This window comes from Peribacillus sedimenti, from assembly GCF_046237635.1.
GTDB classification, from domain to species: domain Bacteria; phylum Bacillota; class Bacilli; order Bacillales; family DSM-1321; genus Peribacillus; species Peribacillus sedimenti.
The window spans coordinates 2369061-2393238 of the sequence record NZ_CP143547.1 but is presented as its reverse complement, the minus strand read 5'-3'; the positions used below and the strand labels follow the sequence as shown (position 1 = coordinate 2393238).

Sequence of the window (24178 nt, the reverse complement as noted above, 5' to 3'; positions counted from 1 at the left end):
GGTGACACAATGAATGTCATTGATCTGTTAAAAGAGCGAATAGATGACGAGCTATATAAAAAAAATAAGCCGCGCACGGTTATTTTTTGGTATGACGAGCATGGAGAATATACTGTTTCTGATTTAGAAGAAACACTAGCAGAACAACCAATTCAAATCCGCCAATTAACACGTAATAATTTCTTTACGCTTAAATTAGAAATCGAGTTGGAAAAGAAAAAGGATTCTTTTTTATTATATGCTGATTTTGCAAAACCAGCGATAGAAGACAACTTTTTACTGGATATGGAGCTTTACGGTACAGAGTTTAAAGCTGATACGAATGCTTTACTTGCAGAGCAGTTGCAGGTAAGTGATGCCATTTTTAGACCTTTGATTAAGGAATATGGAGACTTTTTTAAGAGTGCGGAGCGTAAACATAAGTTAAAGAAAGTAGTACCGCCAAATGCTAGCGAACGTGATATAGAGTATGCTATGTTAGCTGTTCTTACAGGCGCATCCATTACAAATATGGAAGAGATTACTCGCCATTTATTGTTGCGTGGCTTACAAGAAGAAACAAATGAAGTATATAAAGCCATATCAAAACGGTTTAGCACGAATCGTATGTGGGAGCATATTTCGAAATATTTTGGTTTGCATTCAAATGATTTGACCTTGCAGTATTTAATGGAGAATGTATTATATGCTCATTTCCAACGTCATGCCCAATTGGAAGAAAAGTCATTACAAAAGAAATATGAAACAACTCGTGGAAATGTATGTGCTTTATTTATTGATGATTGGCTACATACAAAAGAAACCGATGTAGAAGTCATAGAAAATTATATGAAGGAAATCGAACAAAATTTTTCGATTGTAGATGTGTTGCGTGAACGTCCTATAGAACAATTTGCTGATGTTTCAACTTTCCCTGCTATAGATTATTTATTGATAAACAAGTTAATAACGGAACTTCTTCATCAAACATCCAATTTTGATGCTTGGAAAGAAATTTTGAATAAACGTTTGAAGATGCATTGGGCGAAACGAAATGAACGAATCCGAAGCGTGTTAAATGTAATGATAGATGCAGTTGATTTGACAAAGTATAAAATGTACTTGAAACAATATGATACTCGTGAGGCTTTATACGTCCAATACACAAGTGAACTTTACTTAATTGATCAAGCTTATAGACGCTTTATGACAGGGTTTATGCAATTAGAAAATAAAGAAATGCTTGAAGAACTAGCTGAGCAATTAACAAACTGGTATGAAAATAAGTACTTGTTGAAGATAGCCCAAGAGACCAATTATCTTTTAGAAAATGCAGAAGTAGGGAAGTTGCCGAAACAGGTTAAATTTTATAAAGAAGTTGTTCAGCCCATTCTTGATAAAGAATCAACACGCGTATTTGTGATAATTTCGGATGCAGTACGATATGAAGTAGGGGCAGAATTAGTATCTCGGTTAAATTTACGTTCGAATGGAGTTGCCTCTATCAGTCCGTTAGTTGCGAATATGCCAACATATACACAATTGGGTATGGCTTCATTATTACCGCATAAAGTATTAGCGATTACTGAAAATGGAACAGTATTAGCAGATGATGAACCTACAAATGGATTAGCAAATCGCACTAAAATTCTACAAGCAGCTCATCCAGAAGCAATTGCCTATCGTTTAACTGATTTATTAGATTGGTCAAGAGCGACAGTAGATGAAAATTTAAAAGGAAAACGTCTCGTTTACTTATATCATGATGTAATCGATGCAGCAGGTGATTCTGCAAAATCGGAACGAGATACTTATATAGCTGCGGAACGAGCAATAAAAGAATTATCAACTGCTGTTGATCGGTTATCTAAATGGCAAGCAAAACGAATTTTTATAACAGCAGATCACGGATTCCTTTATCAGTATCCAAAAATTGAAAATGATATTAAAGTAGTGAGTGTTAAAGGTGACATTATTGATTCGAATCGTCGCTTTGCTGTTGGTCATAAACTACTAACAGATGATGGGGCTATTAATGTACCAGATGGTTTTTCAACATTAGAAGGTATTGAAAAAGTGATAGCTAAAGGAGTAAACCGTTTTATTGGCGGTGGTGGATTACAGTTTGTACACGGCGGTGCAACACCTCAAGAAGTCATTGTGCCACTAATTGATTATCGTCGTACTTCACAAGCGGCTCCTGTTGAAATCTGTGTGGCCATGCCAAAACGTGTAATCACAGGTTTCCGTATCCAAGTGCCGATATATCAAGAACAAAGTATTTCACAAGAATATATGGCACGTACAATTCGAGCTGCGTTTTACCTGAATGGTGAGCGAATTTCGAACCAAGTTGAATGGACGTTTAATTTGGTTGGTGAAAACCATGAACGTACGGAGCAACTTATATTTAACCTTGTAGAAAACTATTATCCAACAGGGCAAACTTGTGAGTTGAAAATGCTAACCGTGGACGACGATAAAGTCATACCATATCGCGAGACAGAATTTACGATTCATATGTATAATGCGCTTTACTAATGAAGCTAGGGAACTATTTTACATAGTTCTTTATTTTTTTGTCTCTTATTTTCTTCTAACAGTATCTGGGTTATTGCTATATAATTTAAATTAAGTTGATTGATCGTAATTATTTGAGGGGGATCCTGAATTGTTAAAAGTAGGAGAGATTATTAAAGGCTCTTTCTGGCCGGAAATTGTTGAAATAAAGCATTTTGAAGAAATTGATGATGATCTATATTTAGTTGAATCAATTGGGCGTAAAACTAATAAATACTATGAACAGTATTTAGATAGGGGACAGCTAGGTCAATTAGAGAACATTCAAGAAGAGGAAAGTTCCTTTAATTCTGATAGATTCCAACATTATTTACAATATTACATTTTAAAGACAGAGGATAAATTTTCGAAGTCACGTGCGCGAGGAAACAAAAAGATTATCCCACTACCACACCAAATAGAAGCTGTGTATAGCCGCATGTTACAGTCACCTCAAGTGCGATATTTATTAGCGGATGATCCCGGAGCAGGGAAAACAATTATGTCTGGTATGTTAATTCGTGAGTTAATTGCCAGACAAGCTGCAGAGCGTATATTAATTTTAGTTCCCCCTTTAGTATTGAAACAATGGCAGGAAGAGGTAAAAGATAAATTTGGGGAAGAGTTTACGATAATAAATCGAAGTTTATTAAATAGCTCAAGTGAAGTGAACCCATTTGAATCACATGATAAAGTAATTGCATCAATTTATTGGGCTTCACGTGAAGAAATTAAAGCATATATTTTAAATGCACAGTTTGATTTAGTAATCGTCGATGAAGCGCATAAAATGGCAGCATATACGCATGGAGTCAAGAAACGTAAAGTGAATCGTACGAAAATCTACCAGCTTGGGGAGAGTTTACTTCGTCACACAGAGCATTGCTTATTACTAACTGCAACACCGCATAAAGGAGATAAAGAAAATTTTCGGCATTTAATGAGTTTGGTAGACCATGATATTTTTTCTCGATTAAATACAGGTGATTCTATATATGAAAAGAGTAATCCGTTTGTTATTCGTCGTTTAAAGGAGACAATGAAAAATTTTGATGGAACACCGTTATTCCCGAAAAGAACAACAACGACAATTACCTTTGATTTAAGTTATGGCGAACGTGACCTTTATGAAGAAGTAACTTCCTATGCACGCGAACATTTCAATCGAGCAAAACAAAATAATAAACCAAACGTAGCATTTGCGATGATGATTTTACAACGTCGCCTAAGTTCGTCATTAGATGCTATTTATTTATCCCTTAAACGACGTAAAGAAAAGTTACAAGAATTATTAGAGACTGAGGTAACGGCCAATAAATCCATTGAGCAATTTGAATACGACGAACTATCAATAGAAGAGCAGGAAGAAATAGAGACTTTAGTTGAAGGGGAAACCGATGTTATTGATATAGAGGAACTAAAGTTAGAAATAGAGATTCTTGATGGACTAGTGCGTAAAGCAGAGATGCTCGTAAATCAAGATATTGAACGGAAATATTTAGAACTTGAAGAAACCTTATTTGGTGAAGATGGATTGTTATATAAAGGAGAAAAGATTCTTATTTTTACGGAATCAAAAGATACTTTATATTACCTTGAACGAAAGCTCCTACAGCATGTCCCTGAAGTCACAAAAATCATCGGGAGTTTTTCGATGGATCAACGTCGTGAACAAGTGGAGCGATTCCGAAATGATCTACAGATTATGCTTGCTACAGATGCCGGGGGAGAATCTATCAACCTTCAATTCTGTAATCAAATGATTAACTACGATATTCCGTGGAATCCTAATCGTTTAGAACAGCGTATGGGACGTATTCACCGAATTGGACAAAAGAATGAAGTATTTGTCTTTAATCTTGTTGCGAAAAATACACGTGAAGGAGATGTACTGATACGTCTCCTTGATAAGATGGAACAAATGCGCACAGATTTGGGGCAAGATCAGGTCTATGATTTTATTGGTGAAGTACTAGAAGAAAACAATATCGATTTATCTCACTTAATGGAGGAAGCCATTAGTGGCCGTGAAAATTTAGATGAGCTAATTGCACAAATGGAAAAAACATTATCTGAAGAACATGAACGATTATTAGAATTAGCTAAACAAGAACGCTTAGATGATTCCAGTTTTGATTTACCGGGTGCAAGACGTGCTTATCATGAAATTTCAATTAGCAGTATGCCGTCGCGAGTCTATGGTGAGTTTGTAGTAAAACAGTTTCAGGAAACACGTATTAAAGTACATATCTCAAACGAGGGCAATACAGTTCGAATTGATCGTTTTCCTAAAAATATTCGTGAACTAATTAAGAAGCGAAAATATTCTTTAAGAACTGATGAATCATTACGGTTTACATTAAGATCAGATAAACAAACAGAACAGTTATCTATATTACAGAATGACCATCCGTTAAAAAAGTTAGCGATGGAATTAGCTAGTCAAGAGTTGCAACAGGTGGCTTTACCAATTTGTACAGTAAAAACATATGTTAGTGAACCTTTAACATTAGAAATTAGCCGTATTAGTGTAGTTGATGGTACAGGCCGAGAGTTGGAACAAGAATTACTGTTATTAGCTAAAAGGGAAACCGGGGAGTTCATTCAAGTAGATCCGTATTTCCTATTCCAAAAGCACTTTGAATTAATCAATACAGTGGGTACAGAAGATAAATCATTTAAAAAAGAATCTATTCTTCAAGCGAAAAAAATACTTCAATCTGTACAAATGCAACGCGATGATTATTTAAACCGAAAGAGTACTTACTTACGTCGTTCATTTGATGAACAAATGCAAGCTCTACAGGAAAGAGTAACTAATTTTCTAAGTGATAACTTAAATAATAAAAACAGCGCATTAATTAACCAAACCTATACTCAAATTGAAGATTTGGAGGAACGTAGTAAAGATCGACTTGAAAATATTGAGAGAGAAAGAAGTATTCAGTTACAATCCATTAAGCCGATTACCCAACTGCATGTACAACCAAGTGTAAGTGCAGCACGTGTTATTTCAAAAGATCTCATAGAAGTTGTAAAAGAGTATGAATATCAAAATGGACGATTAAACATCCGTGTTAAGAATGCATTTGGCTTAGTCGATTTCACGAGTGAAGAACCAGAGGGTAATACACGATTTATTTTATTAACACCGTCTATAGAGTTACTTTCACAACAATGGGAATTAAATGATTACCAAGAATTAAATGGATCGGTATATGTTTATGTAGTAAACCAACATAATATCGTAGAAGAAGTGAAAATGGAACAAATCGTTGGAATCTAGTTATTTATTTGATTATTTGTAGATAAAGTAACTAAATAAGATTTAGAGTACGATAATTCCTATATCACACTCTTTTTGTAGAATTTGTCCAGAACTTATCTGGTTATTAGTAATATTACTATTATGGACTTTCAGACTAATATATTTAGCTGAATGTATCATTCCCTGAACTGATCTAATTGAAATACCTGTAGTCTTTTTATTAGGCTTTCTAGACTTGTTTAAACCTTCTGCTTGTCTTTTTCCAGCCTTGATATATCAATAAAAAAATCATGTACACAGTATACTTTGGATTTTAAGAAAAACTAAATAATACAAGTATTTATCCCAACAGTACATTATGCTGTTGGGATTTTTTAAAATATAGCTAACTTAATAAATAAGGAGAGGTTTTATGAATATTGATCAAAAAAGTGAATTATTTAAATTGAAAAATTATGGTACAAACCTAAAGCAGCTTGTTGAAGAAAACGGTACTTGTGAAGAACAAATTCAACAAGTAAGTTCTATTAAACATTGCCTTAGCACTATTCACAATCTAGATAAAACGAACGATGTGCAAACAAAATCTTTGCGTATGGTTGAAAACCGACTAAATCGCTCTGAGAGGTTATTAATCTTAGGCTCTTCCAAAATGATAATTGAACATGAAGTCAAGTGGCTTAACATAATGATTGAACACATAGAACAAATTCTTAACGGCCTTGAACCTGTATTTACTGAAGCACAGAAAGCAGAATTAGAATGGGAGAAATTATCACAAGGCGATTAAGGGTTGGTATAAAATTATAAGAATAAGACCTTTGTTGTTTATAACTCACCACAAAGAGGTGAGTTATATGCCATTGAATGGTTATCAGGGCAATGTGTTACTGTAGTGATTTGTTACTTTGGCTAGTGAAAGGAAAAACAATTTTGAAAAAATTCATTACCTTTATTGGATTCTGAATTTTTCCTCTTGGATTCCTCGGTATGTCTCTTTCCATACATCGGATTTTTTTCACCGAATCTGGCTGAACCAAACATTCCATTTTCTTTACCTTTAAGTGCTTTATGATTAGCTCTAACGTTTTTCAACCAATCCTCTCTTTTCTTTTTAGGCATATTTTTAAATGCGTTAGAAATTTTCCGTCTGAATTCATGCATTTCTTCAGGTGTATAACCAGCTAAAGTATTACCTCCACTTGATACTTTGGAAATGTTGTACCAATCGTCTCTTTCGTGAGCTTTGAAGTAAGTGATATAAAATTCTTCCTTAACTTTCAACTCGTTTTTATAAATAGCTAAGTCAATTATGTATGTTTCGAAGTTTTCTATTCCATATTTATTGATGGCTTGTCTAAGGCGAATTCCTGAACCGACATATTTCTTTATCCATCTGGTATGTCGTCCAATATACTTTTTGCCATTAATTTGATTAATGGTTACGTAAACATAACCACAATACATCTCTTGGTCTATGTCCATAAAATCGTAAGTTTCGAATATTTCACCATCAATTTCAAACACTGTTTTCACCGGTCCTCTGTGAAGAATTCATATTTGTATGAATGTTCATCTTAATGTTAGACCTAAATAGTGTATGCAAATCTCTCTCTTTTTAATTTAATGTATTTATTGAATGCTTGAATTAATGAATACATGCCATTTTTCATCAATTTTACTGTTGATTATAAAGTAGGTGGGAATAGATATTTAAGTCATAATTAGGAATTAGCGTTTTAACTGAGGGTGAACAAACTGGCGAACAAACAAAAAGCTTTTTAAGATAACGGCTCAGAGGTTCGGAAATTAGCCATTAATTTAATTTGTAAATCATTTTAGATTCAAAATATAGAGGGAATAGGGTTATCATTGACACTTGGTTAAAGTTACTTAATCTTTATGAGCTTTTAAACTTGTTTTCATTGAAGGTTATTATAGCTTTTAATAAAGTAACATTACATTCGCGTTGCATAAATATTAATTTTAATACTTCAAATACTGATTGGTGATTGAAAATAAATAATAATAGGAAAGGGAATATATTATGATTTCCGGATTACCGAGAGTAATAGTAAAAGTTCAGGATGATACAGTAGCGGTTATTAAAATGCTAATTGCGAAAAAATCATATGAAGAAATTGCACAAGCAACTGGTCTGGATCTAAAGGTAATTGTGGGAATTAAAGAAATATTCGAATCAGACTAATAAGTTGTAATATTATTAACTCAAACTATTCACCCTATTTCTTATGAAGCTCAGCAAGTGGCAATTCCTGTTAGCCGTGTTAAAGCAGATGTTAATGAAAGAATTATTATTGAATTAGATCAAGTTAGTATAGTAGACGGTACAGGAGGAGAATTAGATCGTTCTCTCATTTATTAGGTAAGCGTGAATCAGATAACTGGATTCAGATCGATCCATACTGCTTATTTACTGATACATTTGAAGTAATAGACACTGATGGCTTAGACGATACATCCCCAAGAGAGAGGCCATTATGCAAGCACGGAGACTGTTGCAAAGGGTTCAAATGAAGAGAGATGATTATGTTAATAAAAAGAGTGTGTACTTACGTAAATCTTTCGATGACCAAATGACGAACCTGCAAAGTCGCCTCCTTCAATATGAGCAGAATAATATCGATAACAAAAACAGTGCTTTAATTAATCAAACTTACACTCAAATTGAAGACCTAGAAGAACGAAGCCCTGAGCGATTAGATGACATTAAACGAGAACGCAGCATACAATTACAACCAATCAAACGAATTGCTCAACTGGTCCTAGGGCCTGCAGAACAGACAGGAAGAGTGATCCCAGATGATGTGTTTCATAAGGGAATATGAATACAGAAATGGACGACTCAATATCCAAAAGAGAAATGCTTTAGGTCTTGTTGATTTTACTAGTGAAGGAACAAAGGATGATACGCGTTTTATTATTGTAACAGATTCATTAACTGATCTAATCCGGAATATAAAACTCGAAGATTATTTGAGTATCGAGCTGTTTGTTTATATATATGTAATAGAAGACAATGAAATAAGAGAAGAAATCCCATTCGTTCAAATAACAAGATGAATGTGAACCTGCAAAAGCATTCGAAGTTGTTACAAACTGAGAATGCTTATTTTTTTTTAGGTTTATATAAAACCTGTAATTCTTTGTACTTGAAACTATATATAGTCGGGCTGTATTTTTTAATTCCTAAATCCATTAATAGCTGATAACATCAAGGCTTGAGAGCCATTATAGCCTATCCGTTCAACGGACACCCCTAACGGACATAGAAAACTATGTCCGTTGAAACTCCATAAACAAAGGCAAAGGATGAGAATGGATATGCTAAAACGTCTAAACTTTAACCCGATCTAATTAAAATTTTCAGTGGAGTTGCACTAAATATGACCTAAAGAAAAGGTATGCCTAATCTTAGTTTTAGTTTTTACTTATTTTTCTCCTTAAATATACTTTTTTCATTTTTGTATTAAAATGGGCAATTCCTAAAGCTATAATATTTCAAACATAATCTTTAATAATAATAATTTGAAAGGAAGCCCAAAAATGGAAAAAGAAAAAATGAATTATACACTTACAAAACAATCAACTGTAGCAGAAGTATTAGAAACATTAAATTCAGGTTTATCTATTGATGATATTGCTAAATCTTAATAATAAGATTCGCAATGCAGGAATTGAAGAAAAAGAACCCGGGATATTTATCGCCATTTCCGATGAATCATTAGCCAAGAAAATAATGTTAATATAGATATATATTTTAGAAATTAATAACTTAATAATATAAACAAGGGAAAACCCCAATCTATATAGCATTGCTATCGCCAACAGATGTGCGTTAGTAGTGTTATTGAGATTGGGGTTTTTTGTTGTGATTCGGAGGATAAAAATGGAAAATATAAACATCACGTCAAGGAACTTGAGTGTGGAAGTGCCTAACAATTGATATTATAGGCACTAGAGGGGATAAGCCCGAGATTACGGAGAAAAAAGTTAGTTTACATAATATATATTATAGGAAGTAATTCAAAAATAGCTAATTTTATCTCAAAACCTAAGATTACTTTATTTAATGAGACAAAATAAAAAATTTCATAATATACAGCTTTGTAATCTACAGCTTTAGCTAATTGTTTACCTTTTTGTCAGTATTATCAATTAAATTAATTCGGTTCGCAAAAATTAAATCCAGTGTATTTCGATGGACTTTTTTTGACTGCAACAGCTTGCAATTTGATTCAGCAATAGTTTGTTTATATCAAACAATCAGCAGTTTATCTGTTTTACTATCAGTTAGCTTATTGTATAGTCTTCCTTTTTCCCCCTGTATTATGTAAACTATGACAATCTTTTCGTCTTTACCATTGTAAATCGATCAACCTGCAATGTCTCGATCGCAAAAATTCATATTTATATTAATGTGCAACAGTAGATATAAACAAAAAGGAAGAAAGGCTATTGCCCTTCCCCCTTTTTGTTTATATTTTCCTTCGCAATTTGAATATCAGTCAAATAACACTGATCTTGCTAGCATTGCAATGGCTCCATCCTCCATCGGTGGATTGTGAAGTCCTGCACGAACATCTCGATAATAACGCTGTAAAGGATTGTCTCTGTGCAGACTTTGGGCACCTACGACTCTCATGGCCTTATCGACTATTCGTAACGCGCTATTGGTGACGGCTACTTTTACTGCTCCTAATTGTGCAGTGAGATCATTACGGACTTCTGGATATCGATCCCATTTTTCTGCTACCGAATAGAGAAAATGTCTGGAACTGTTTACTTCCAATTCAATTTCGCCGATAAGCTTTTGTACATTTGGCAGGTCTCTGATGGTTCCTCCTGCAATACTGTTTGGTGCATAGCTTTTAGCAAACGAAATGGCGTAATCCCGGGCCGCAATCGCTATGCCGAGGTAACATGCCGGGATATGTAAAAGCCACGCCGATTGTTTCTTTGTTTGCTTTTCAACATAGTACTTGCTCGGAATCTTACAATTTTCCAGCACGATGTCATGACTTCCAGTATTTTGCATAGCAACCATGTTCCATGTTTCTTCAATTCTTAGTCCGGGTGTATCTTTATGGATAAGAAACCATCCAATTGTTTCATCTTCAGGCACCCATGCACTAACAATAAAAATATCTAATACAGGAGAAAGTGTAGTGAATGTCTTTCTTCCGTTTATCACCCAGTTATCCCCTTTTTTTGCGGCTGTCGTGGTCGGTCGGCCTCCACGTGTGGGACTTCCTGTCTGAGGCTCGGTTGCGGCACGATTCACTAGTGCCCCTTTGGATACCTCATTGAAAAATTCATCCATTGCATCCTTTTCCCAGATTGGATTTTCCACAAGCTCAAGTACAATTCCATTATGCCATCCAATAGCAAGTGCTGTAGAACCGCATTCCCGGGCAATACGCTCCTGTGACAGAAGGTAATCGTACAAGGAAGCACCCTGGCCTCCATACTTTTGTGAGAGTGTCAACGTATTGTACCCTATCTTTTTAAGGTCCTCTATATTTTCAAACGGAAATTCCTGAGTCCAATCCAGCTTCTTGGCTCGTTCAGAAAAATTTTCTATCGCTTGTCCAAGCTTATCAATATATATTTGCTGTTCTTGAGATTGATAGAAGGGCAATCAAATTCATCCTTTCAAAGAAAAGAAATTTTGCTGTTCTTGTTGAATAAGAAATGTTTTTATTATTCATGATCCGAATTGTTACGGCTTCGTTTTGCTTTAAATTCTTTGTTTGTTTTTTTCAGTATTTCTTTCGCCTGCTCCAAATCCTTGCCCTCTATATAAAAGGAAATTGCTGCCTGTCCTATGCCGAACGTAACAGCTCCTGCAACTGCACCTGAAACGGCATTCCCAGCAGCAGGAATAAGCTTCACGACAGCTCGTACTCCTTCCCTGACAACGAGAGCCACGCCGACATTTACTCCCAATGCTGTGATAAACTCCCCTGCAGCCTTTGTAGAGACTTCTCTATCTGCAATATAGGCAATGATCATAATCATGATCCCTTGAATGGCCGTCAAAACAGGGAAATCCGCTATAGGAATCGGCTCAGTGCCGATAAAGCCGGCGATTCCAGCAAAAACAGAAACTAATGTAAATGCATATCTTTTTTTGACTGCCATTATTTGTAACGCTCTTGCCATCCTTAGTTGAGCTTGCCTGGGTAAGGCCTCAATAAGATAGTTCGACAGGGAATCTATATTCCAGCGCATATCATACTCGATATTACCATCCTCATCGAATTCTATATAAGAACTGACGGGTAAAATGGTTAGCAAAGGAATTTTAGCTTCCACAAAACGTCTTTTCATCAATTCGGCCGATTTGTCGATATTGATTTTTTTCTTGGGATGAGCATCCAAAGGAACCTGCTTGTAGTGTGGCGGATCCAACTCGTCCACCTGAGTGATAATACATATAACGGGAACCTCATAATCATAAATTGATTTAACCATTTCCCTTAAATTTTTCAGGTCTCTCAGATCTTCTTCAATGCGTGCGTCTGCTTCTTTGGCTTTTATTAAAAATAAAAACACATCAGGACGCTCGAGTGTGAAAGCTCGCTTTACTTCATCCAATGCAAAAGATGTTTTGTAAGCTTCAATCGGTTGTTCACTTTCTCCAAGCCCTCTGGAATCTAACAGCTTTACCTTTTTATCGGTCTCATTGGGATACCAGAGCCATCTTCCCATACCGGTACCTGACTGAACCGGACTCACAAACTGTTCCTTTTTACCAAAAAGGGCATTGATTAGTGACGACTTGCCCGCTCCGCGCCTGCCCACTAAAGCTATCCTTGGTTCTCTAGAATCCACGGTCATTTTCTTTAAGTCTAAGACTTCTTCAAGCATTTGATTTTTTTTCGCCTGAGAAATAGGCAGTTTATCAACTTTGCTTTTAATATAAGAAAACAGAGTTGCCAATTCTTCTTTTTTATTTGTATTCATAACAGCCGACCTGCCTTTCGGTTAATAAGAATGGTTCTTATTCCTCAAGATATGTATACCCACCCTGAGCCATAACAAAGCTCGTGGGGTGAAAGGCAGGAAATACTAAGACAAATCCCAGATCGTCTCTCCAATGGCAAGAGTCTTCAACTGATCATCAGGAAGCCCCAATCGCTTCCATTCCGTATTCAGCCTTTCTAAGGCTTCTGGTCCGGTATCATCTGCAAGTCTATATGCCCCGTAATGCATAGGAACGAAGTGCTTTCCCTTCAATTCCAGAAATGCTTTAATAGAATCCTCGGGGTTAATATGAGAATCGGCCATGAACCATTCTGGTTCATATGCTCCAATAGGCATCAACACATAATCAATGGTATACCTATTTGCTATTTCTTTAAATCCGCGAAAATAGCCTGTATCCCCAACAAAATATATGGTTTTTGCAGTAGAATTATCATGCAGTACCCAGCCGCCCCAATGAGATGTATTCGTATCCAATAAGCTTCGCCGGGTCCAGTGCTGTGCCGGTACAAAGGATATTTCTAAGCCCTTATAGCTAAAACTTTCCCACCATTTGGCTTCCGTGACATCCCGATACCCTTTCTTTCTGAATAACCCACCCAGCCCTGCTGGCACATAAAAGGATGGAGTACCCTTTAATTTTTTAATGGAAGGGAAGTCCAAATGATCATAATGCCCATGCGAGATACAGACTATATCTATATCAGGCAGCTCTTCTATAGAAATGCCTGGTGGTGTCAGCCTTTTTTGCACCCCCATCCAATTCGCCCAGACCGGATCGGTCAGTATATTAAAGCCTGCGATCTGAATGAGAAAAGTGGAATGCCCCACCCATGTAATGGTAGTTTTATTCTTATTGACCTGAAGTTCTGCTGTTTGTTTATTATTCGTCTGGGGTATTTGAGCTGTCAAATCTTTCTTCTTACTTCGCCTCTCCTTATTCCAGCGCATCATATCCTTGAATGATTTAATATTGCTGATATCATCTAGATTTTTGTACCTGTCTACCATAAAATCATCCTCTAATTTTTCAAATGTACTTTTTCTCCCAGAAAAGATAGTACACTATTAATGTATTTTTGGATTTCCCTTACCTGATAGGCGGCAGAATCGGCAATTTGTTTGTAATGGTATCGGCCCTCTTCGGTGATCTTTAAAAAGCGTTTTGTCCTTTTTTCTCCTTCCCATCGTCCGACAAGCAGGCCTTTTTCTTCCATTTCATGTGCTAAGTCATACAAATACCCATTGCTGGCAATCCATCCGAAGTTTTCCTTTAATAAGTCACCGACTTCACCCATATAAAACCTTTTCCCGTCAAAGCCCATTTTTAATGTAACATACCGGACCAGATCCTTTACAGAAACCAGCTTGGAAAAATAGGACCTATATTCCTCTGGGAGATCATGTTCGACTTTTGGATTGTCTCCTGTCCCTGTAAGGCCAAACACAAACCGGTCAATTACAAGCTTTACCTCTGAGAGTTTATCCCGGAAATTCTCCTGGTACCATGTAAGCAGCTCGGTTCCTTTTTCTGTAATTTTATAATAGTTTCTCCCTTTTTTTGTGTATAATTCAAGATGCTTGCTCTCCACCAAATTATTGGCTGTTTTACATAAATAATCATAGCTGTGGACTTTTCCGCTAAACAGCGATTTCAATTGCTGATGGATTGCAGTTGGATAATTTGGCTTTTCTGTAAGTGTATGCAGCAAGTACATCGTTAAAAATTCTCTTTGGCTGATCCCAACTGACTCTAGAGACACAGTTTGGTGATTGCTTTTCTTCATTTTTATGTACTCCCCCCTCTTAAATTACATATTTTACTTTATAGAATATTTGTTCTATACCGGCAAACGATTATCCTTCCTAAAGCTGAACAAGGTAGCTTTTAGGCCTTTTTTCCTTTTACTGAAACTATTAAACATTTTTAATCTTGATAGGATTGTATAGTTTGAAAAATATTCTTGCGAGGTATGTATTGAAATAATAAAAATGCTATTTTTGAGACGGATAGAATGGTTTAATCATTTGTTTCTTAAGTTATTTCATTTCAAAGAAGTCTGGGCAAGGTAGCAAACGAAAAAGTAGCTGTTCAGTTCTTGAATTAACAACATAGAAAAGCACCTGGATTCTATAATCCAGGTGCTTTTTAAATTTCACTGCTCGGTTAATATGATTGGTCCATCCTTCGTAATTACGATTGTATGTTCATATTGGGCGGATAGCTTTCCATCGACCGTCCTTGCTGTCCAGCCATTAGGGTCCATCTTTGAATGCCATGTTCCAGCATTGACCATTGGTTCGATTGTTATTGTCATTCCTTCTTTTAACCGTGTTCCCTTTCCAGGTTTGCCATAGTGGAGCACGGTAGGCTCTTCATGCATCGTCTTGCCAATTCCATGGCCGGTAAAGTCTCGGACTACCGAATAGTTCTCACCTTCTACATAGGACTGGATGGCATGCCCGATGTCTCCAAGGCGATTCCCAACCTGGGCTGCTTCAATGCCTTTATATAATGAGTTCTTAGTCACATCCAATAAGTGTTGAACTTCCTCGGATACCTCGCCGACAGCATAAGTCCAGGCAGAATCCGCAAGACCGCCGTTCAGATTTACGACCATGTCGATTGTTACAACATCACCGTTTTTTAAAGGCTTATCAGTTGGAAACCCGTGACATATTTCATCGTTCACAGATGCACATGTTGCATATTTATAGCCATGATATCCTTTTTGTTCCGGAGTTGCCCCGTGCTTCTCAAGAAAGTCTTCCACAAACTTATCTATCTCATCAGTTGTAATACCTGGTTTAATCATCGTCGCAATTTCTCTATGGCATGCTGCCAAAAGTTTGCCTGCATTATGCATTTTTTCTATCTCACGTTCACTTTTTAAAGTAATCATCGCAGTCCTCTTTCTTTTCAAAATCTCAAATCTTATTGTATTCCTTTTTCAGTGAAATGCAACAAAAAGCCCGTCATAAATCGCCGGACATTACTTAAATTGCTATTCATAAGCTTACAGGCTGGCTGCAAATAAACTTTCCATACCTATAGCTGTCAATACCGAATTGGCTGATCAGAGTCCAAAAATGCCAGTGTCTTTGGAAATTGTCTTAGTGTCTGTCACCTTTTATTGTGGGAACATATAGCTGAAAAATTACTTTTTGAGGTTAAATTCAGCTATAACGATATTGTATGATAGGAGTATAAGATAGAGACATGAAAAAGCTTAACCGCTGCTTAAGATCACATATTGTACTCATAATTGAATAACAAATAAGACGGGCAAAAGCCCGCCAATTACTCCATGATATCGAAATCATCTGGATTTTTTTCATCCATGATGCCGCGTTTAGAATCAAACTCAGCTTCCTTGCCTTTTGGCTGCATAACATCTCCTTGATTGTTGTACTGAATTGTCTGGTTGTTTTTTTCCTTATCCATAGTTTATTACCTCCTAACAAAAGACTTACTCTTATCATTTCTATTTTTCATAATTTCAACCTCATTTTTGAGTAGTTTTTCTCTTTTTGTATTTTCAGGTTTACGCTATACGGGAGTGTAAAAGAAGGATCCATTGCAACGTAAACAACCCTTTGATTCAAGCAAAGGGTTGTTTCATAAGTACTCTTTATCTGTGATTTATTACTCCTGATAATTTACTTGATCTTCTATCTTGCCGTCTTCATTGTGGATGATCGCCATTGTTCCAGCCTCTTCAGCCATCCGTTTGGCTTCTTCTACAGCTTTTGACTTTGAGCCGGTCGTAAAGTCTGGCTCATCCTTTCCTTCAGTTTTAACAGCCCATCCTTCTTCGTCATGCGGAACTACATGGAACCGCGCATCATCAGTGCCAGCGCGTTCTTTAAAATACTGGTCACGCTCATCATTGCTGCCATTATTTTTATGGTTATCTGCCATGTTTTATTCCTCCTCTATTATGAAGTGATTCAATATATTTCTACCCGATATGCACGCAGGAAAACATTTCACTGAAAAGGAGAAGTGAATTTGCTGTAGGGAATGGCATCTCGAAAGAAGCAGGCAGACATTATGGCAGACTGCGAAAAGAAGAATTGAACCAGAATGGATCAGCATGTTTTATATTTACTTGGTAAATGGTATTAATGAAAGATGGTATACCTGGCGTAAAAACTCCATTAGAAAGAGAGTTATACATAAGAAAATGAAAAACGACAGTTCGGGGGACTGTCGTTTTTCATTTTCCTATATTATGCCAGCTGTGTATGGTCTTCTATTTGCTTTATACGTTCCAGAACTTCTTCTTTTGATAATCCATACTCTTTTACATACAAATTATCCGGATGTACTCTGCACTCATGGCTGCAGCTACGCAAATAGCGATGCTCATTCTCTTCTGAACAAATGATCCGTTTATCACATTCAGGATTCGCACAGTTTACGTAGCGGTCACAGGGCTCGTTTGTAAAATAATCTCTTCCTACAATTACATCTTCTATCTGATTGATTGGAACACTGATTCTGTCATCGAAAACATAACATTTTCCGTCCCATAATTGGCCTTTAACCTCTGGGTCCTTTCCGTATGTTACGATGCCGCCATGCAATTGTGAAACATCCTCAAAACCTTCCTCGACTAGCCAGCCAGAGAATTTTTCACAACGTATACCACCTGTGCAATAAGTCAGGATTTTCTTGCCTTCCAGTTTTTCCTTATTGTTTCGAATCCATTCAGGCAATTCACGGAACGCTTTAATGTCCGGTTTTATCGCTCCACGGAAGTGACCTATCTCATATTCATAGTCATTCCGCGCATCAATGACAACTGTATCAGGATCCTGCAACTTTTCAAAGAATTCCTTTGGCTCCAGATACTTTCCTGTTGTTTCAAGAGGATTTACGTCTTCTTCGAGGCCAAGCGTCACAAGCTCCGGCCGATGTCGGACATGCATCTTTTTAAAAGCATGCTCTTTTGCTTCATCGATTTTAAATACCATATCCGCAAAACGGGGGTCTTGTTTCATATGCTCCATATATTTTTCAGTTTGCTCGAAAGTACCGGAAACAGTGCCATTGATACCCTCTTTGGATACTAATATTCTTCCTTTTAAGCCCAAGTCTTTGCAGAATCTCGAATGTTCCTTTGTAAAACGTTCAGGATCTTCTATTGTTACGTACTGATAATACAGTAGAACTCTATATTGAGTGTTTTCCATGATTAACCCGCCTTAACTATATTTCAATGTAATCTCCATTGCTCTTATTATCTGCAATAGACGATGTAACTATTTTTATACAAAAAGGGGCCTGAAGTAAAGAAAAAAATTCGCTTCTTCTCGAAAAACCTATAGACACATTTATTTTACTGTCCACATGTATAGAAGAACCATCTTGACTCAAAACGAAATTTCTAATGCAGTTCAGCAGGACTCTCTCCAAATACAATAATTGTTACATAAGAATGCACATACAGTATCAGCAGTAATCCATTCTTACATACGATCGGTCTTCATTTTCACCAGATTTAGTTCTGACCTTTCGCACAGAGTAAAATCATACAAAATAGAAAAAGGACCAACTATGGCCCTTTTTTCTAAAATTGCTATGGTGTCTGGAGATTGCTGTCCGTATATCGTTCATTCCTAACAGACAGAATGTGTAGCTTTTCCAACCTACTTCGACGCCGAGGCTAAAGTCGCTTCAGGTGTCGTGACCTTATCGTAGAATTCTACAAATTTATCCCGATCCGCACTGTCACGATATGCCATGGCGACACGCGGGTGTTCGTTGAGTACACCGGAAATCATATAAGGAATAATATATCCCCATTCCCACTTTTGACGCATTTCAAGCATATGCTTTTCAATCACTCCAAGAACCGGCTTAAGCTCATAGCTCGGTTTTTGAATATAGCTGACGAGAAGCTCTGTGTTACAATTACCCGCAGCACGCCCCATACCGTACACGGACGAATCCAAGAAAGTGACACCATTTTGATATGCAGCCAATGTATTGGCAAAAGCCAGCTGCATGTTATTATGTGTATGGATTCCAAGCTGCTTATCAGGGATCATCGCACGAAACTTCTTTACTTGATGCTCAATTTCTGCAGGATCCAAGCTTCCGAAGGAGTCCACAATATAAACTACATCTACAGGACTTTGTTTCACCATTTCGAACGCTTTAATAAGCTGGTGTTCCGGCACACTAGACAAAGCCATTATATTAAGAGATGTCTCATACCCTAAGTCATGGAACATTTGTACCAGCTCTAAGCCTTTGTCCACTTCACGGATATAGCAGGCCACGCGAATCATATCAAGAACACTTTCCTCACGGGGAAGGATATCATTCGGGTCCACCCGGCCAATATCCACCAATGCAGATAGCTTCGTGAATTTTTTTTCAGGAATAATTTCTTTTAGAAAATTATCGTCAAGGAATCTCCACGGGTTAGGCTCGGACACATTTAGAAGCCTGGCAGAATTCTTGTATCCAACTTCCATGTATTCCACGCCAGCTTCACTCAGACCATTATATAAGTCCTGAACAAATTCAACGCTGAAATCCCAATTGTTGACAAGTCCCCCATCTCGAATTGTACAGTCTATAATTTTGCTGTGATGCTCCATAATTGTAATACTCCCTTTCTCAACTCTGCTCATTAGTCAAAATATTTACTATATTTATGCTTTATATCACGATTTATATAAAGGCGTCAACAATATTCTTCATAGCATGACCGTGTTCTATGCTTTCATGTAACTTTTTGTAGGCAGGGTTCACCGAGAAAAGAAACTAAAGACCTAAACAAAACACAAAGAGATAAATATCTATGAACGAATTTGCCCTGTTCCCATCACGATGGCTTTGGTGGTTGTAATGGCCCTAAGCCCCATCGGTCCGCGTGCATGAAGCTTTTGGGTACTAATTCCAATCTCAGCACCATATCCGAATTGTTCGCCATCGGTAAAACGAGTGGAAGCATTATGATAAAGTACTGCTGCATCAACAGTTTGGAAAAATTGTTGGACATTTTCTCCTGTCTCACTAATTATCGCTTCTGAATGCTTTGTTCCATATATATCAATATGTTCTACCGCTTCTGCTACACCTCTCACAAGCTTTACAGCCAATATTGGAGCTAAGTACTCCATATGCCAGTCTTCTTCGGTTGCTGGTGTTATAAACGAGTATGCAGAAGATAACGCATCGACGCCGCGCAGCTCAACTCCTCTATCATGAAGAGCATGAATCAAGTCTGAAACGTATGGCCAGTTTTCATGAATTAGTACCGTCTCAGCAGCGTTACAAACAGAAGGCCGCTGTGTTTTTGCGTTTATAACGATATCGATGGCCATTTCCTTTTTCGCTGACACATCAACATAAATATGGCAATTGCCAACCCCAGTTTCCAGTACTGGAACAGTCGCGTTCTGAATGACCGTTTGTATAAGGCCCGCTCCGCCGCGTGGAATGAGTACATCGAGATATTTATTCAGCTTAAACATTTCTGAAGCTGTTTCACGGCTTGTATCCTCTAGAAGTTGAACAGCATCTGCCGGAATAGCGGAACCTTCAAGTGCTTTACGCATCACTTGAACAAGTGCTTTATTCGAATGGATGGCAGAGGAACTTCCTCTTAAAAGTACTGCATTTCCTGCTTTTAAACAAAGGCTTCCGGCATCCACCGTTACATTCGGGCGCGCTTCATATACCATTCCTATTACGCCTAGAGGAACGCGCATAATATGGATCTGCAATCCATTTGGTCTTTCCCAGGTTTCGATTGTATCTCCAATAGGATCTTCAAGCTTAATTAGCTGATGAATTCCATCTGCAATCTGTGCCAGTCTTTCTTCATTTAATAGCAATCGATCCAGAAGGGCAGGCGAGAAGCCGCTTTCCTTCCCGCGCTGAATATCCTTGGCGTTTTCTTGCAGAATCCACTCTTTTTCGTTTAGGAGATTATCCGCGATTTTAGCCAGGGCTTCATTTTTTTCCTCCGCAGTAAGCATTCCCAAAGTTTTGGCTGCCACTCTTAGTTTCTTTGCTTTTTCCAATAGTTCACTCATTACACAACCCTCTCCTTAAACATGGTAACCCAGTTATTTCTATGAATGACTTCAGCACGTTGATTGATTGAATAACATTTTGCCTGGTCACTAGGTAAGCCTTTTGCTTTTAGTAAGTTTTCAGAAGAATAATAAATTTGCCCTTTTCCGATTGTATGGCCTTTCTGGTTGCGCACTTCTACGACATCCAACGCGTTGAATACACCAATTATTTGTTTAATGCCGACAGGGAGGAGGCTTTTTCCTTGTTGAATAACAGCTTTTTCAGCACCTGCATCAATCTCGATGATACCTGAAACCTGTGAATGATGGGCAATCCACTGCTTCTTCATCTGCATCTGTGTTTGGAATGGACCGCCAATATATGTCCCGTCGCCTTTTCCCTCTAAAATATCGGCCAGTTTCGTCTTGCCCTCGCCTTTGCCGACGAAAACTGAAACACCAAGTGAAAGTGCCTTTTTTGCCGCTAACAGTTTTGACTTCATTCCGCCTGTCCCTACCGCAGAACCGCTGTCAGCAGCGACACCTAAAAGTTCATCTGTCACATCGGGTATAAAATGATATTTTTTTGCTTCTTTTGATACTTTTGGGTTGCCATCATATAGTCCATTAATATCTGTGAGAACAATAAGTGCATTGGCATGTAAAAATCCGCTCACAAGAGCTGAAAGCATGTCATTATCTCCGAATGTCAGCTCTTCAATGGATACTGAATCGTTCTCATTAATGATGGGCAATACGCCCCTGTCAAGCAGCTCTGTCATCGCAGAATAAAGATTGCGAAAACGTTCGTGACTATAAAAATCCTCACGTGTCAAAAGCATTTGTGCAGGGATAATATTGAATTCTTTAAAAAGTGATATATAGCCTTGCATAAGAAGACCCTGGCCAACCGCCGCTGATGCTTGTTTGCCGGCTACTGTTATTGGACGGCCAGGATAGCCAAGCGAACCAAATCCGGCCGCTACAGCTCCAGAAGAGATAAGTATTACCTCATGGCCTTGTTGTTTTAAAAAGGCAAGTGCCTCTACATGATCGCGCATTTTCTGCTGTGATAATATCCCTGAATCGTTCGTTAAAGAACTGCTGCCAATTTTGACGACAATCCGCTGTTTTTTCATAGAATTCGTACCTTTCTGTATAAAATAAAAAACGACTCTTCTGCCCTTGAAAAGGACGGAAGAGTCGTTCCGCGGTACCACCTTTATTGATGCGAGAAAGCATCCACTTTATACCCGTAACGAGGGAAAAACGGCTTATGTTTTCATAAGCAGCATAATAGGGCAGGTTCAATCTGCTTTCCGTGAGGAACCTTCCAGCCTGCGGGTTCCATTCTCTATCACGTTCCCTAGATTTAATAATCCCTTACCGTTTTCAATTTAATAATTTGTTTGATATTATCCTTTGAAACAGCTGACTTGTCAAGATAGTAAGCTTTGGAAAACTAAGTTAAACTGAGCGGACGATTCATTCATTCTTAAGTTGGATAAGGTTCCAGGCCGAAAGAAAAAAACGTGAAATGTTTCTTGCTAAAGGCATTAGACATTTTAACTGATAAATGGCTAAAGGAATTTGCATTGTTAAACGGCAATAATGGAATATCTTCCTATCCAGCAGGCCCTAATTGTCTACTATTAAAATAAGACATGAGAGCAAGAAGGATAATCAGCATTCCCGAAATTTTATATATTGCTGGCAGATACATAATTATTTTAGTTCTGAAAGTGCTGACTTTGAAAGTCAAGATGGACCAACATAAAATGGCAACGATGAATACGCCAAGTACTTGAGAAAAGGCATTACATCAGTTTCGCTTCCGCCATCATTACCAAGCACTGCAAACATTGCGATAACATATTTGTTTATCCTCTAAAAATATAAATAAATTTACCAAGAACCTTGATAACTTACTGTTCCGCAATTATTCAATTCACTTTTGTTGATGAAGTACGCCTTTCCTATTTTTCGATAAAAAAAGTTAGCCCACCGCAATGGTAGGCTTGCGTAAACATTTATTTTTGAATCCGCTTTCAACTGATCCCATATTCATCAACATCGTCGGCTGAATGTATGTAGTGCTGTCCCAGGCTTGTTAATATAGGAAGCGGAGTGCAAAGCACAGACCAGCAGTCATGGCAATAATACATTTCGGAAGAATGTACAATTTCTTTATGCCTCTTGCAAATAGAGCATCTCATATTTTAACCCCTTAATGTTTTTAAGAAGTTTGCCCTAAATCAAATGGAATTAACCCCAGGATTACGTAATCCATTTTTTATCATGTACCTTATCATCAAGCATTTAATATTTGCCGGCCTTCCGGATCCAGTTAAAAAGCAGGCTCAACTGGGAGCCTGCTTTTTATGTATGTGGTCTAGATTAAAGTTTTACAACGTTAGAAGCTTGTGGTCCGCGTTGACCTTGTTCTACTTCAAAAGAAACTTCTTGACCTTCATCAAGAGATTTGAAACCTTCTCCTTGGATAGCTGAGAAATGTACGAATACGTCATCTCCGCCTTCGCGCTCGATGAATCCAAATCCCTTTTCTGCGTTAAACCATTTAACTTTACCTTGTTCCATATTTGTTGCCTCCTAGTGCATATAAAGCACATTGTATTACTATCCTTGCTCAAAATCCTTGAAGATGTACCATGCTTGTACAGATAACAATCTCATAAAATTGAACAAAAATAATTCTTCTTTAGGTTATCAGTAATTTTAGCGGATAGCAAGTGTAATAAGCAGGATGTTTGAAAAACAAATAAACAAGAATACCGTTCTTACTTAAAATAGTTGTGTTTAGCATGTTTTCCGCGTTTTTATGGCATTTTATTTGCTGTTAAAATCAACTGTAAGAAGAAACGCGTCATGTAAATCAAAGTGTTATGTAAGTAATATTGCCTATTCGACACTCTGGATTTCCGTTACTTCCCCGTCTCGAAACCTTATTTTAACCTCTTCCCCTAGTCTATAATCCAGATAACGTTCACAATCGAGTGTAAGAATCTTATTATTGCTGAACTTCATGGCGCAAACAGCACTATGATCGGAGGACTTTGGCTCAACCGATACAACATCGTTCGTACTGATGCCTGTAACCCTGCCGTTCGATTCAGGGGAATAATATTTCTCTTCAATCTTGACCTTGCTGCTGACAGCACCTGATTCCTTACGCCAATAACTTAGCAAGAATAAGAACAGGACAATTAATAATGCAAGCATGACTGCTTTAAGTACAAGTTTCATTTCTCTCTCCTTTTGCTGACTGTATTTCTAGTATTCTACTTGAAGAGGATTCTTTTG

Annotated in this window: 20 protein-coding genes; 6 read left to right on the top strand and 14 right to left on the bottom strand. The window is 37.4% G+C overall.

The window, feature by feature from the left end:
• The first annotated feature begins 9 nt into the window (after positions 1 to 9).
• From pglZ to V1500_RS11875, 3 genes are all read left to right on the top strand, one after another.
• Positions 10 to 2520 carry a BREX-1 system phosphatase PglZ type A gene (pglZ, locus tag V1500_RS11885; RefSeq protein WP_409305717.1) on the top strand — a complete coding sequence of 837 codons (2511 nt, stop codon included), beginning with the start codon at positions 10 to 12 and terminating at the stop codon, positions 2518 to 2520.
• Positions 2521 to 2650: 130 nt separating this feature from the next.
• Positions 2651 to 5824 carry a DEAD/DEAH box helicase gene (locus tag V1500_RS11880; protein ID WP_409305716.1) on the top strand — a complete coding sequence of 1058 codons (3174 nt, stop codon included), beginning with the start codon at positions 2651 to 2653 and terminating at the stop codon, positions 5822 to 5824.
• A 394-nt stretch (positions 5825 to 6218) separates the two neighbouring features.
• The gene (locus tag V1500_RS11875; protein WP_409305715.1) at positions 6219 to 6596 is read left to right on the top strand and encodes a hypothetical protein; all 378 of its coding nucleotides are present in this window, start codon (positions 6219 to 6221) and stop codon (positions 6594 to 6596) included.
• 122 nt (positions 6597 to 6718) lie between these two features.
• On the opposite strand, the gene V1500_RS11870 is transcribed toward V1500_RS11875, so the two are convergent.
• The gene (locus V1500_RS11870) at positions 6719 to 7333 is read right to left on the bottom strand and encodes an NUMOD3 domain-containing DNA-binding protein (RefSeq protein WP_409305714.1); all 615 of its coding nucleotides are present in this window, start codon (positions 7331 to 7333) and stop codon (positions 6719 to 6721) included.
• A 520-nt stretch (positions 7334 to 7853) separates the two neighbouring features.
• On the opposite strand from V1500_RS11870, the gene V1500_RS11865 reads away from it, so the two are divergent.
• The 3 genes from V1500_RS11865 to V1500_RS11855 all read left to right on the top strand — a co-directional run bounded on the left by V1500_RS11865 (position 7854) and on the right by V1500_RS11855 (position 8890).
• Positions 7854 to 8015, top strand: coding sequence for a hypothetical protein (locus tag V1500_RS11865; RefSeq protein ID WP_409305713.1), 162 nt, complete (start codon positions 7854 to 7856; stop codon positions 8013 to 8015).
• Between the two features lie 292 nt (positions 8016 to 8307).
• Positions 8308 to 8655: a hypothetical protein gene (locus tag V1500_RS11860; protein ID WP_409305712.1), complete on the top strand. Its 348-nt coding sequence runs from the start codon at positions 8308 to 8310 to the stop codon at positions 8653 to 8655.
• On the top strand, positions 8630 to 8890 hold the full coding sequence (locus tag V1500_RS11855; RefSeq protein WP_409305711.1) for a hypothetical protein: 261 nt from the start codon (positions 8630 to 8632) through the stop codon (positions 8888 to 8890). The genes V1500_RS11860 and V1500_RS11855 overlap by 26 nt, the downstream gene beginning before the upstream one ends.
• Before the next feature lie 1441 nt (positions 8891 to 10331).
• Here V1500_RS11855 and V1500_RS11850 read toward each other — a convergent pair.
• The 13 genes from V1500_RS11850 to V1500_RS11790 all read right to left on the bottom strand — a co-directional run bounded on the left by V1500_RS11850 (position 10332) and on the right by V1500_RS11790 (position 24121).
• Positions 10332 to 11468, bottom strand: coding sequence for an acyl-CoA dehydrogenase family protein (locus V1500_RS11850; protein WP_409305710.1), 1137 nt, complete (start codon positions 11466 to 11468; stop codon positions 10332 to 10334).
• Between the two features lie 62 nt (positions 11469 to 11530).
• Complete coding sequence (locus V1500_RS11845) at positions 11531 to 12796, bottom strand: GTPase family protein (RefSeq protein WP_409305709.1); 1266 nt, start codon at positions 12794 to 12796, stop codon at positions 11531 to 11533.
• A gap of 105 nt (positions 12797 to 12901) precedes the next feature.
• Positions 12902 to 13828 (bottom strand): MBL fold metallo-hydrolase, encoded by a 927-nt coding sequence (locus V1500_RS11840; RefSeq protein WP_409305708.1) that lies wholly within the window; start codon positions 13826 to 13828, stop codon positions 12902 to 12904.
• A gap of 11 nt (positions 13829 to 13839) precedes the next feature.
• Positions 13840 to 14604: a helix-turn-helix transcriptional regulator gene (locus V1500_RS11835; protein WP_409305707.1), complete on the bottom strand. Its 765-nt coding sequence runs from the start codon at positions 14602 to 14604 to the stop codon at positions 13840 to 13842.
• A gap of 369 nt (positions 14605 to 14973) precedes the next feature.
• On the bottom strand, positions 14974 to 15720 hold the full coding sequence (gene map, locus V1500_RS11830) for a type I methionyl aminopeptidase (protein WP_409305706.1): 747 nt from the start codon (positions 15718 to 15720) through the stop codon (positions 14974 to 14976).
• 398 nt (positions 15721 to 16118) lie between these two features.
• A complete protein-coding gene (locus tag V1500_RS11825) occupies positions 16119 to 16262 on the bottom strand; it encodes a hypothetical protein (RefSeq protein WP_409305705.1) in 144 nt (47 codons plus the stop codon).
• A 201-nt stretch (positions 16263 to 16463) separates the two neighbouring features.
• Positions 16464 to 16739, bottom strand: coding sequence for a DUF2188 domain-containing protein (locus tag V1500_RS11820; RefSeq protein ID WP_409305704.1), 276 nt, complete (start codon positions 16737 to 16739; stop codon positions 16464 to 16466).
• Positions 16740 to 17050: 311 nt separating this feature from the next.
• Positions 17051 to 18016 (bottom strand): rhodanese-related sulfurtransferase, encoded by a 966-nt coding sequence (locus tag V1500_RS11815; RefSeq protein ID WP_409305703.1) that lies wholly within the window; start codon positions 18014 to 18016, stop codon positions 17051 to 17053.
• A 456-nt stretch (positions 18017 to 18472) separates the two neighbouring features.
• Entirely contained in the window at positions 18473 to 19432 is a 960-nt protein-coding gene (locus V1500_RS11810; RefSeq protein ID WP_409305702.1) for an aldolase catalytic domain-containing protein, read from the bottom strand.
• 201 nt (positions 19433 to 19633) lie between these two features.
• Positions 19634 to 20875: a glutamate-5-semialdehyde dehydrogenase gene (locus V1500_RS11805; protein ID WP_409305701.1), complete on the bottom strand. Its 1242-nt coding sequence runs from the start codon at positions 20873 to 20875 to the stop codon at positions 19634 to 19636.
• Entirely contained in the window at positions 20875 to 21996 is a 1122-nt protein-coding gene (gene proB / locus V1500_RS11800; RefSeq protein ID WP_409305700.1) for a glutamate 5-kinase, read from the bottom strand. The genes V1500_RS11805 and proB overlap by 1 nt, the downstream gene beginning before the upstream one ends.
• A gap of 1258 nt (positions 21997 to 23254) precedes the next feature.
• Positions 23255 to 23455 carry a cold-shock protein CspD gene (gene cspD / locus V1500_RS11795; protein ID WP_409305699.1) on the bottom strand — a complete coding sequence of 67 codons (201 nt, stop codon included), beginning with the start codon at positions 23453 to 23455 and terminating at the stop codon, positions 23255 to 23257.
• A gap of 321 nt (positions 23456 to 23776) precedes the next feature.
• The gene (locus V1500_RS11790) at positions 23777 to 24121 is read right to left on the bottom strand and encodes a hypothetical protein (RefSeq protein ID WP_409305698.1); all 345 of its coding nucleotides are present in this window, start codon (positions 24119 to 24121) and stop codon (positions 23777 to 23779) included.
• Positions 24122 to 24178 lie beyond the last annotated feature (57 nt).